Raw genomic sequence first — 10,371 nt, 5'->3', positions numbered from 1 at the left:
GTCCCCCTGATGCCGGTGTGGCGCAACTTCTTCCTCGGCTCCGAGATGACCAAGGGCCCCTGGCCCGTGCGCCGTCTCGACATCGCGAAGATGAAGGAGACCGCCGACCGCGAACTGCGCAACATGGGCATCGTCCTGGACGACCTGGACCAGCCCATCGGCACGCTCTCCGGCGGCCAGCGCCAGTGTGTGGCGATCGCCCGCGCGGTCTACTTCGGCGCCCGCGTCCTCATCCTCGACGAGCCCACCGCCGCCCTCGGCGTCAAGCAGTCCGGTGTGGTCCTGAAGTACATCGCCGCCGCCCGTGACCGCGGCCTCGGCGTCATCTTCATCACCCACAACCCGCACCACGCCTACATGGTCGGCGACCACTTCAGCGTGCTGCGCCTCGGCACCCTGGAACTCTCCGCCGAACGCAGCGACATCACCCTGGAGGAACTCACCAACCACATGGCCGGCGGCGCCGAACTCGCGGCCCTCAAGCACGAGCTGTCCCAGGTGCGCGGAGTCGACACCGAGGAACTCCCGGAAGAGGAGGACCTCACCGCACCCGTCGCGACCGGTTCGGAGGGAAAGTCCTGAGTACGTGACCGACGCTGTCGACCGCACCCAGGTCGGCCCGGCTCCCGGCTCCCGGGGGCGTCCGGTTCCCGGGCGACCCCGGGCAGGTGCCCTGGGCGTCGACCCGTTCGCGATCGCCGAGCAGGACGTCCACCCCTGCGAGCCGGACAAGCCACTGCCCATCGCGGTGCGCACCCGGAAGTACCTGCGGTCCTGCGGCGCCTGACGGCCGCATCCCGGGACCCGCGGAGAGATCCGCGGGTCCCCGCGCGCCCCGGCGGGTTCGGGAACACCCGCCGGGGCGCGCGCGTTCCCATCGCAGTGGGGTGATGTCCGCGACGACGGGGAGGGCGAGCATGAGCCACGAGGAGACCGCGGCCGAGGCCGTGACACGCAAGGAGCGGTTCGGCACGCTGCCGGAGCGGATCCGCCCGGAGGACATGGTGGAGACCCTGCCGGCGGTCGGGCACGACCCGGACCGGGACGCCTACGACCCGGACGAGTTCGCGGTGCGCTACGGCCTCTGAGCCGCCGCCGGGACGGCCACCGCGCCGTGCGCGAGCAGGCTCTCGGCGCGGTCCGGCACCGTCCGGCACCGACCTCGGGGACGTGCTCCGCCGGCTCGGCGCCCGGTGGCGGATCGGCCGGTACGCGGCGACGCCGAGGCGCGCGGCGCGGATCCTGGCGCTGATCGTGGACGGGCCGCTGGCCTGACACGACGGACGGCGGGGCGGGGACCGTGTCTCCGGTCCCCGCCCCGCCGTGGCAGGAGTGTCCGCGGGTGTCAGGCGCCGCGGACCTCCGCGATGGTGACCGGCCGGTGCTCGTGCAGGGACAGCGTGCAGGCATCGGCGATCCAGCCGGCCTCCAGGGCGTCCTCGACGGTGCAGGGCGAGGGCCGGGTGCCGGCCACGACCTCGGTGAAGGCGGTGAGTTCGGCGCGGTAGGCCGCCGTGAACCGGTCCATGAAGAAGTCGTGCGGGGTGCCCGCCGGGAAGGTCACGCCGGGCTCGACCGAGCGCAGCGGGAGCTTGTCCTCCAGGCCGACGGCGATCGAGTCGGCGAAGCCGTGCAGCTCCATGCGGACGTCGTAACCCCGGGCGTTGTGCCGGGAGTTGGAGACCACCGCGATGGTGCCGTCGCCCAGGGTGAGGATCGCGCCGGTGGTGTCGGCGTCACCGGCCTCCTTGATGTAGTCGGCGCCCCGGTTGCCGCCGACCGCGTACACCTCGGTGACCTCGTGGCCGGTCACCCAGCGGATGATGTCGAAGTCGTGCACGGAGCAGTCCCGGAAGATCCCGCCGGACGCGGCGATGTACGCGGCCGGCGGCGGCGCCGGGTCCAGGGTGGTGGAGCGCACGGTGTGCAGCTTGCCCAGCTCGCCGCCCTGGACGGCGGCCCGGGCGGCGACGAAGCCCGCGTCGAAGCGGCGGTTGTAGCCGATCTGGATCGGCACGCCGCTGCCCTGGACGGCCTTGAGGACCTCGACGCCCTCGGCCATCGTCCTGGCGACCGGCTTCTCGCAGAAGACCGGGACACCGGCCTCGACACCGGCCAGGATCAGGGCCGGGTGGGCGTCGGTGGCGGCGGCCACGACGATGCCGTCCACACCGGCGGCCAGCAGCGCCTCGGGCGAGTCCACGACCTCGGCACCGAACTTCTCGGCGGCGGCCTTGGCCGCGTCCGCGAACGGGTCGGTGAAGACCAGCGAGTCGACGACGTCGAGCCCGGAGAGGGTCTCGGCGTGAAAAGCACCGATACGGCCGAGGCCGAGAATTCCGATACGCATTGAGTGTTACTCCTTGATGTTGGTATGTCCGGTGCCACCAGGCGCCCCGACAGGGGCGCGGGGCTGTATCGATATGCGGCTGCCGCCGCGTGGGCGCGACCAGCCACGACGAACCCGCGGACGACCTCCGGCCGGTCGGCCCCTAGCTCTCGCGCCGCGCCGACGCCGCCCGCAACCCGTCCCTCAGCACCCGCGGCACCCACCCCTCGCGCAGCGCCCGCCGTACGAGGTCCGCCTGCGAGGGCGGGGCCATGCCGTCGACCGGCGGATCGCTGTCGAGGTTGGTCGGGAACGGGTAACCCTCCGCGCTCGCGGCGATGACGTGTTCCAGCCAGGCCTCACCGGCCCCCTCGGACCGGCGCCGGCGCAGCACCGGGTAGACCGCGTTGGCCACCGCCTCCCGGTCCACGGTCTCCATGGCCCGCCCGAACGCGGAGGACACCTGGAGCAGGTTGGCCATCCGGCGCACGTCGAGGGTGCGGTTGGTGCCGGCCGCGTGGAACACCGCGGGACTGAAGAACACCGCGTCGCCCTTCGCGAGGGGCAGCTGGACGTGGCGGGCCTTGAAGTACGCCTGGAACTCCGGCCGCCGCCAGGCCAGATAGCCGGGCTCGTAGGTCTGCGAGTAGGGCAGGTACATCGTCGGCCCCGACTCCACCGGCATGTCGCAGTGCGCGACCGCGCCCTGGAGGGTGAGCACCGGGGAGAGGCGGTGCACATGGGCCGGATAGTCCGCCGCCGTCTCGTCGGAGAGGAATCCGAGGTGGTAGTCGCGGTGTGCGGTCTGCGCCGCACCGCCCGGGTTCACCACGTTGACCTGCGAGGTGATCTGGTAGCCGGGGCCCAGCCAGGCCCGGGAGACCAGAGCCACGATGTCGTTGGCGTAGTAGTCGGCGAACACCTCGGGGTCGTACAGGGCCGCCTTCTCCAGGGCGTTCCACACCCGCTCGTTGGCCCCGGGCGTCGCGAAGTGGTCGCCGGCCCCCGCACCCGACTCGTGCTGCTCCGAGATGAGCGCCTCGAACACCGCGGTGGCCCGGTCCACCACCTTCGGGTCCGGGAACGCGCCCTTGAGGACGACGACGCCGGGACCGTCGGCCAGGGCGCGGACGAGTTCGGTCCTCACCTGACGGGCCGCGTCGGCGGTGCGCAGCCGGGCGCTGTCGTAGACCAGGACGTTGTCCGCGACGGCCGAGGCGTGCGGGTAGTCGGCCGGGTCCGTGGTCCGCTCGACCAGGGCACGGAAGGCGTCCAGGTCGCAGTCCTGCTGCGAGAGCCAGGGACGGCCCTGTTCGGCGGCGAGGGACATCGACGTCCTGCTTTCGGTCACGGCCACGGTCACGGCCACGGCGGGGCTCTGTCATTCTTGTCAGCACAAACCCCTCGAACAACCAGCAGCGACCCATCAAAATCCCCTCAAGGAGGCAGCCCGTGGGCCACCCCTTCCCCATCCGTGAGATCGCTCGTCAGGCAGGGCTCAGCGAGGCCACCGTGGACCGGGTGCTGAACGGCAGGGGCGGCGTCCGGGAGAGCACCGCCCGCGAGGTGGAGCGGGCCATCGCCGATCTGGACCGGCAGCGCACCCAGGTCCGGCTGGTGGGCCGGACCTTCATGGTCGACATCGTGATGCAGGCGCCCGAGCGGTTCACCACGGCCGTGCGCGGCGCGCTGGAGGCCGAGCTGCCGGCCCTGCACCCGGCGGTGGTGCGCTCCCGCTTCCACTTCCGGGAGACCGGACCGGTGGAGGAGCTGGTGCGGACGCTGGACCGGATAGCCCGGCGCGGCTCGCAGGGCGTGATCCTCAAGGCCCCGGACGTCCCCGAGATCACCGCCGCCGTCGGCCGCCTCAGGTCGGCGGACATCCCGGTCGTCACCCTCGTCACCGACCTGCCCGCCAGCGGCCGGCTGGCGTACGTCGGCAGTGACAACCGGGCCGCCGGCGCCACCGCCGCGTATCTGATGGGCCAGTGGCTCGGCGACCGGCCCGGCAACGTCCTCACGAGCCTGAGCAGCGGCTTCTTCCGCAACGAGGAGGAGCGCGAGATGGGGTTCCGCAGCGCCATGCGGGCCAGGCACCCCGAGCGCACCCTGGTGGAGATCGCCGAGGGACAGGGTCTGGACGCCACCCAGTACGACCTGGTCCGCGCCGCGCTGGAGCGCGACCCGGAGATCCGCGCCGTGTACTCGATCGGCGGCGGCAACATCGCCACCCTGCGCGCCTTCGCGGATCTCGGCCGGGAATGCGCCGTGTTCGTCGCCCACGACCTCGACCACGACAACACCCGGCTGCTGCGTGAGCAACGGCTGTCCGCCGTCCTCCACCACGACCTGCGCCAGGACATGCGCGAGGCCTGCCACCTGGTGATGCGCGCCCAGGGAGCGCTGCCCCCGGCGGGCCCGACCCTGCCGTCGGCGATACAGGTGGTCACGCCCTACAACATGCCGGCGCCCGCGACCCGCTGAGCGCCCGCGACCCGCTGAGCGCCCGCGACCTGTTGAGCGCCCGCGGACCGGCCGGGCATGCGCGCGCTGGTCGGGCGCGTCCACGACCGGTCCGGCCTGTCCACGGCCGGGTCCGTTCCGTCCACGACCGGTCCGGGCGTGCCCCCGACTGTCCGGGCGTGGCCCCGACTGTCCGGGCGTGGCCCCGACCGTCCGGGCGTGCCCCCGACTGTCCGGGCGTGGCCCGGACCGTCCGGGTGCCTGGGCGTGTTCACGACCGTCCGGCGCGCTCACGACCCGTCCGGCGGTGCTCACAGACTGATCGCGTACGCCTTGCGCAGTGTCTCGTGCACCGTCCATGTCGTACGGTCGCCCGCGCGCAGTACCGCCATGTCCCCGGGGCCCACGGTGAACGTCGCGCCGCCCTCGACCTCGATCGTCGCCGAGCCGCTGACCACCACGAACAGCTCGTCCGCCTCGGTGTCGGTGACCACGCCCGGGGTGATCTGCCAGATTCCGCGGAGCTGCTTGCCGTCGGCCGACTCCCAGACCACCTTCCCGGTGACCTCGGGGGTGCCGGAGAGGATCTGCGCCGGGTCGAGCGGGTCGGGTTCGAGTTCGGCGTCGGGGATGTGCAGGGCGAAGCTGTGCGTCGTCATACGGCGACCCTAGCGAGCCCACCGGTGTCCGGCCGCGGACAGGGTGTAGGGCATCCGGCCTGGTGGGAGGACACTTCGTCGGGCCGAGCCCCGGTGGCGGCCGGCCCCGGCCCAGGTGATCGTGGAGGGCATGCCCGACTCCCCGCCGGCGGTGGCCCGGCCGCGCGCCCACGACACCCGCGAGGCCGTCCTGTTCGGTGGGGTCTACGGCGCCGTGCTGGCCTGCTCCATGGTGGCCGCGCTCACCCAGTACGGGCACACCTCCGCGGCCAGCCGCCGCTACGACGCCCTCTGGCTCCTGGTCACCGCCTGCGCCTCCGCCCTGGCGCACGGCTACGCCCACTACATCGCCGAGCGGGCCCCGCACCAGCGCTGGGACGCGCTGCGCACCCTGGCCGAGGAGTGGCCGCTGGTCGCGGCCGTCCTGCCCACGGTCTTCCTGCTCGCGGGCGCCGGCTGGGGCTGGTGGCCGCCGAAGGGCGTCGAGTATCCGGCCTTCGTCCTGAACATCGTGATCCTGTTCGGCCTGGGACTCGTCACCGCCCGCTGGTCGACGCGGCGTTGGCTCGTGGCCGTGCTCATCGGCGTGGTCGACGCGTTCCTCGGGGTGATCGTGGTGATCGCCAACGCGCTGATCAAGTAGGTGCCGAGTCGATCCGGTTCATTGAACGGTAAACGGGATTACGATCACTCAAGGTCACTGTTCCTCCGGGCAAGGAGCCGGCATGACAACCGAAGACGTGGTCACCACCGAGGCCGTCGACAGCCTGCGGGGCACCGACGACCCCCGGCTGCGCGAACTGCTCACCGCGCTGATCCGCCATCTGCACGCCTTCACGCGCGAGACCCGGCTGACCCGGCAGGAGTGGGAGACGGCGATCGCGTTCCTCACCGAGACCGGGCAGACCTGCACCGACACCCGGCAGGAGTTCATCCTGCTCTCCGACGTCCTCGGCCTGTCGATGCTGGTCGAGACGGTCAACGGACACAGCGACCCCGGCAGCACCGAGTCGACCGTGCTCGGCCCCTTCCACATGACCGAGTCCCCGGTCCGGGAACTCGGCGCCGACATCGACCTGGCGGGCACCGGCGAGCCCTGCGTGGTCAGTGGTGTCGTCCGCGCCGCCGACGGCACCCCGCTGCCCGGCGCGGTCCTGGACGTGTGGCAGGCGGACCCGAACGGCTTCTACGACGTGCAGCAGCCCGACGTCCAGCCGCCCGGCAACGGCCGTGGTCTGTTCACCGCCGACGACGAGGGCCGCTTCTGGTTCCGGACCTGTGTGCCCAGCGAGTACCCGATCCCGACCGACGGCCCGGTGGGCGCCCTGCTGAAGGCCACCGGACGGCACCCCTACCGCCCCGCCCACATCCACTTCATCGTCTCGGCCGCGGGACACGCGCCGGTCACCACGCACATCTTCGTCGCCGGCGGCGCCTACCTGGACTCCGACGCGGTGTTCGCCGTGAAGAAGGGCCTGGTCAAGGACTTCACCCCGACCGACGACCCGGCCCTGGCCGGCGAGTACGGCGTGCCGAACCCGTTCCGGCACGCCCGCTTCGACCTGGTCCTGGAGCGCTCGTGAACCCGTTGGACTTCGTGTACGAGACCCGTCCCTCCCGGGTGGTCTTCCGCCCCGGCGCCGCGCGCACCGCACCCGCCGAGGAGGCCCGGCACCTGGGTCTGCGGCGGCTGCTGGTGCTGAGCGGCGAGCGTGGCGCGGGGACGGCGCGGACGGTCGCGGACTCGCTCGGAGACGCCTGTGCGGGCCTGCACACCGGGGCTCGGATGCACGTCCCCGTCGAGGTCGCCGACCGGGGCGTGGCGGCGGCCGGGGCCGCGGGCGCCGACGGCTGCGTGGCCGTCGGCGGCGGTTCGGCCATCGGCCTCGGCAAGGCCATCGCCCTGCGCACCGGACTCCCGCTGATCGCGGTGCCCTCGACCTACGCCGGCTCCGAGATGACCCCGGTCTGGGGTCTGACCGAACACGGCGTCAAACGCACCGGCCGCGACCCCGTCGTCCTGCCGCGCAGCGTCGTGTACGACCCCGAGCTCACCCTCGCCCTGCCCGTCCCGCTCTCGGTGACCAGCGGGATCAACGCCCTCGCCCACGCCGTCGAGGCGCTCTACGCACCCGACGGCTCGCCACTGGTCGCGCTGATGGCCGAGGAGGGGGTACGGGCGCTGGCGGGCGCGCTGCCGGAGATCGCCGCGGCCCCGGACGCGGTACCGGCCCGCTCCCGTGCCCTGTACGGCGCCTGGCTGTGCGGGGCCTGCCTCGGCGCCACCACCATGGGCCTGCACCACAAGCTGTGCCATGTGCTCGGCGGCACCTTCGGCCTTCCGCACGCCGAGACCCACACCGTCGTCCTGCCGTACGCCCTCGCCTTCAACGCGCCCGCCGTCCCGGAGGCGGCCGCCTCCGTGGCCCGGGCCCTCGGCGTGGACGACGCCCCGGCGGCGCTGCGGTCACTGGCGGGCCGTCTCGGCGCACCGCACTCGCTCGCCGAACTCGGCCTGAAGGAAGCGGACCTGGCGGTTGCCGCGACCCAGGTCGCCGGAGAGCCGTACGCCAACCCGAGACCGGTCACGTTCGACGACGCGCTGAGCGTGCTGCGGGCGGCGTACGAGGGCGGACCGGCCCGGTAGAGCCGCGGGGCCCGCGCGCGGTCGCTCGCTGTTCAGATCGCCGTGGGCTTGCGGGCGAGGAGCTGGATTCCCGTCGACTCATGGCCGTTCATGGTGGTCACCGGGATCGTCCGGGTGCCGATGGTCTCGAACCCGCCGAGCAGGGTCGTGAGCCGCTCGCGGGAGTGATGGCGGCAGACCGCACCGTCGCCCGTTTCGAACACGCCGTAACTGCCGTAGCGCTCGGCACAGCGGTCGTAGCGGCGGCGGTTGCGTTCGTCGTCCTGCAGCAGAAGGTCGCTCACGTAGAGGATCCCGCCGGGCCTGAGGACACGGGCCAGTTCGCCGATCAGGCGGTGCTGGGCGTCGTCACCGGGGACGCAGGTCAGCACGGCGAAGAGCAGGACCGCGGAGAAGCGGGCGTCGGGGCAGGGCAGGGCCGGTGGCGCGTCCAGGACCGCGCATCGCATGGCGGGGTGCAGGCGACGGGCCCGTTCGATCATTCCCGGTGAGGTGTCGACGCCCGTGAGGTCGTCGAAGCCGGACTCTTCGAGCCTCGCCATGGTGCGGCCGTAGCCGCATCCGTAGTCGAGGATCGCGGCGTGCCTGTCGATCCCGTCGAGCCAGGGCGGATGGAGCGGATGGGTGAACGTCCTGGTCGCCGCGGCGGCGTCCCAGTAGGGAACCTGGCTGTCGAGGTCGGACACGGCGGACGCCTCCCGGTGGGCTCGGCGGAGAGGCCGGTCATACTGCCACCCGGCGGCGTTCCCCGCCGAGCGGGCCGCGTCCGCGGCGGGTGCCTGTGTGAGGTGTCCGTGCAGCCGCGGCCTGACATCGATGTCGGCTTCATCGGCGTCGTCGATCAACCGGCCGAGCCCGCTTCGGAGTTGCGTCCGCTGGACAGCGGCTCGGCGTGCGCGACGCCGGACCGGGAAGAAGGGGAAGCGCACAGCCTGCGCACACGTGGCCTCGCCTTTCGTGAAGCCGGGAGCGGTCGCTCCCCGGTCTCATCGTCGGCAGGAAGGGCTTTCTTGAAGTGCCGGAGGCCCGGCACGCAAGGGTGCGGGCGCACGGATGTGGTGGACGGGGTGTCAGGGCCGCTTCATGTGCCGACGTCCGATGTCGTCGGTCACCGGCCTTACTCCGGCCGCTGTTCAGGACCCTGCCCGAACGGGCATGTCCGCGAGGGGAGTTGACTCGGAGGACCACGGCAACCAGGGCGCGCTGTCCGGAACGGCGACAGCAAGCGCTCTCGGCGCCGCCCGACTCCTCGCCCTCCTTCTTCACGCACCGGGACGCCAGGAGCGCCGCCCCGTCCGGGCCCGGACCGACGGCCTCCGTGTGGCGGCCGGTGCTCCACGGACCCGGTCGCGGGAGGTCGAGGCGCACTTCGACCACGACGCGATCACGCGCGGGACCGTCACCGGCCCCGGCGGCCCGGCTGCCTGCGGGCCGGGTGCACGCGTGAGGCCCGCGGTCGCGGAAGGGCACGGAGGGACGCGGAAGGGAGTCGACGGGGGTCGACGGGGGTCGACGGGAGTCGGAGGGCGTCGAACGGCGTCGAAGGCGCCCGGGGTGTGGCTGTCGGCCGGCTGCCGGAGGTTCGCCTGGCCGAACTCCTCGTGCCGCTGGGTCCTCGCCCCCGCCCGGAGCGAAGTCGGCTCCGTGGGCGCGCTGTTGGGAAGACGGGCGGTGACTCCGGTGAGGCGGTGGTGAGTGCGGCTCGCGGGGGCCGTGCGCGCCGTGCCGGTGGGCACGCGTGATCACGGAGTCGACGGCGGCGGACCGGCCGAGGGTGCCCTCGATGTCTGTCCGCGTGAGCGGAATCGTGAAGATCTGTTCGCTTGTGTCGTCTACCGCCCGCCTTCACGACCACAGACTCTGCTCATTCGACAGGAATCGGCCTAACAGGCATTGATTGTGGCCCATTTGGCAATGTCGGGACGCCTCGGTGTGGCAGGTGCCCGCGGCCCGGAGAACTCGCGTCGTCCGAGGTCACAGGGTGTGCCTTCGGTCGCGGAGGCGCCTGTGGACGCCCGTTCGGCCGTTGACCCGGCTTCAAAAGATGACCACGAATTCCACACAACCCTCTCTTCAGACGGCCCTTCATGGTCTAGATTGACCGTGCTTCGCATGCTGGGACACGAGGCGACAAATGATGATCTATGGGGCCGTCGATGCGGACGGCCGGTAGCCGCGTCTCCGGCGCCAGACGTGGGGGTGATCAACTCCTGGGTTCCGAGAGGGGCTTCGGGTGCGGGGAGCACTCGGGGTTTCGAGGGGTTCCCGCGCAG

At 72.5% G+C, this 10,371-nt stretch carries 11 protein-coding genes; 7 read left to right on the top strand and 4 right to left on the bottom strand.

The genetic code is table 11. The features are described from left to right. The 3 genes from IEZ11_RS37200 to IEZ11_RS37190 all read left to right on the top strand — a co-directional run. Positions 1–582 (top strand): ATP-binding cassette domain-containing protein (locus tag IEZ11_RS37200; protein ID WP_189267407.1); only part of this gene is annotated, 582 nt, incomplete at its 5' end. Between the two features lie 4 nt (positions 583–586). Further along, complete coding sequence (locus IEZ11_RS52600) at positions 587–787, top strand: hypothetical protein (protein WP_373295019.1); 201 nt, start codon at positions 587–589, stop codon at positions 785–787. Between the two features lie 130 nt (positions 788–917). After that, positions 918–1,088: a hypothetical protein gene (locus tag IEZ11_RS37190; RefSeq protein ID WP_189267406.1), complete on the top strand. Its 171-nt coding sequence runs from the start codon at positions 918–920 to the stop codon at positions 1,086–1,088. 257 nt (positions 1,089–1,345) lie between these two features. Here the strand turns inward: IEZ11_RS37190 and IEZ11_RS37185 are convergent, their stop codons facing one another. After that, entirely contained in the window at positions 1,346–2,350 is a 1,005-nt protein-coding gene (locus IEZ11_RS37185; RefSeq protein WP_189267405.1) for a Gfo/Idh/MocA family protein, read from the bottom strand. A gap of 142 nt (positions 2,351–2,492) precedes the next feature. Beyond that, the gene (locus IEZ11_RS37180) at positions 2,493–3,659 is read right to left on the bottom strand and encodes a phytanoyl-CoA dioxygenase family protein (protein WP_189267423.1); all 1,167 of its coding nucleotides are present in this window, start codon (positions 3,657–3,659) and stop codon (positions 2,493–2,495) included. A gap of 122 nt (positions 3,660–3,781) precedes the next feature. On the opposite strand from IEZ11_RS37180, the gene IEZ11_RS37175 reads away from it, so the two are divergent. Continuing rightward, complete coding sequence (locus IEZ11_RS37175; RefSeq protein ID WP_189267404.1) at positions 3,782–4,813, top strand: LacI family DNA-binding transcriptional regulator; 1,032 nt, start codon at positions 3,782–3,784, stop codon at positions 4,811–4,813. A gap of 290 nt (positions 4,814–5,103) precedes the next feature. On the opposite strand, the gene IEZ11_RS37170 is transcribed toward IEZ11_RS37175, so the two are convergent. After that, the gene (locus IEZ11_RS37170) at positions 5,104–5,451 is read right to left on the bottom strand and encodes a cupin domain-containing protein (protein ID WP_189267403.1); all 348 of its coding nucleotides are present in this window, start codon (positions 5,449–5,451) and stop codon (positions 5,104–5,106) included. 130 nt (positions 5,452–5,581) lie between these two features. On the opposite strand from IEZ11_RS37170, the gene IEZ11_RS37165 reads away from it, so the two are divergent. The 3 genes from IEZ11_RS37165 to IEZ11_RS37155 all read left to right on the top strand — a co-directional run bounded on the left by IEZ11_RS37165 (position 5,582) and on the right by IEZ11_RS37155 (position 8,098). After that, a complete protein-coding gene (locus tag IEZ11_RS37165; RefSeq protein ID WP_189267402.1) occupies positions 5,582–6,094 on the top strand; it encodes a hypothetical protein in 513 nt (170 codons plus the stop codon). 82 nt (positions 6,095–6,176) lie between these two features. Beyond that, on the top strand, positions 6,177–7,034 hold the full coding sequence (locus tag IEZ11_RS37160) for an intradiol ring-cleavage dioxygenase (RefSeq protein WP_189267401.1): 858 nt from the start codon (positions 6,177–6,179) through the stop codon (positions 7,032–7,034). 5 nt (positions 7,035–7,039) lie between these two features. Further along, positions 7,040–8,098, top strand: coding sequence for a maleylacetate reductase (locus tag IEZ11_RS37155; protein ID WP_189267422.1), 1,059 nt, complete (start codon positions 7,040–7,042; stop codon positions 8,096–8,098). Between the two features lie 32 nt (positions 8,099–8,130). Here IEZ11_RS37155 and IEZ11_RS37150 read toward each other — a convergent pair whose 3' ends face one another. Continuing rightward, positions 8,131–8,784: a class I SAM-dependent methyltransferase gene (locus tag IEZ11_RS37150; RefSeq protein ID WP_189267400.1), complete on the bottom strand. Its 654-nt coding sequence runs from the start codon at positions 8,782–8,784 to the stop codon at positions 8,131–8,133. Positions 8,785–10,371: the final 1,587 nt, after the last annotated feature.

The organism is Streptomyces fuscichromogenes, assembly GCF_014645815.1.
GTDB lineage: Bacteria > Actinomycetota > Actinomycetes > Streptomycetales > Streptomycetaceae > Streptomyces > Streptomyces fuscichromogenes.
The sequence above is the reverse complement of the archived record's forward strand: the minus strand, read 5'-3'. Positions and strand labels throughout refer to the sequence as shown.

Bases quoted from the DNA above. Each gene is read 5' to 3' on its own strand.
- IEZ11_RS37180 (WP_189267423.1), bottom strand. From the start codon at position 3,659: ATGTCCCTCGCCGCCGAACAGGGCCGTCCCTGGCTCTCGCAGCAGGAC.
- IEZ11_RS37190 (WP_189267406.1), top strand. From the start codon at position 918: ATGAGCCACGAGGAGACCGCGGCCGAGGCCGTGACACGCAAGGAGCGG.
- IEZ11_RS37170 (WP_189267403.1), bottom strand. From the start codon at position 5,451: ATGACGACGCACAGCTTCGCCCTGCACATCCCCGACGCCGAACTCGAA.
- IEZ11_RS37165 (WP_189267402.1), top strand. From the start codon at position 5,582: ATGCCCGACTCCCCGCCGGCGGTGGCCCGGCCGCGCGCCCACGACACC.
- IEZ11_RS37185 (WP_189267405.1), bottom strand. From the start codon at position 2,350: ATGCGTATCGGAATTCTCGGCCTCGGCCGTATCGGTGCTTTTCACGCC.
- IEZ11_RS37160 (WP_189267401.1), top strand. From the start codon at position 6,177: ATGACAACCGAAGACGTGGTCACCACCGAGGCCGTCGACAGCCTGCGG.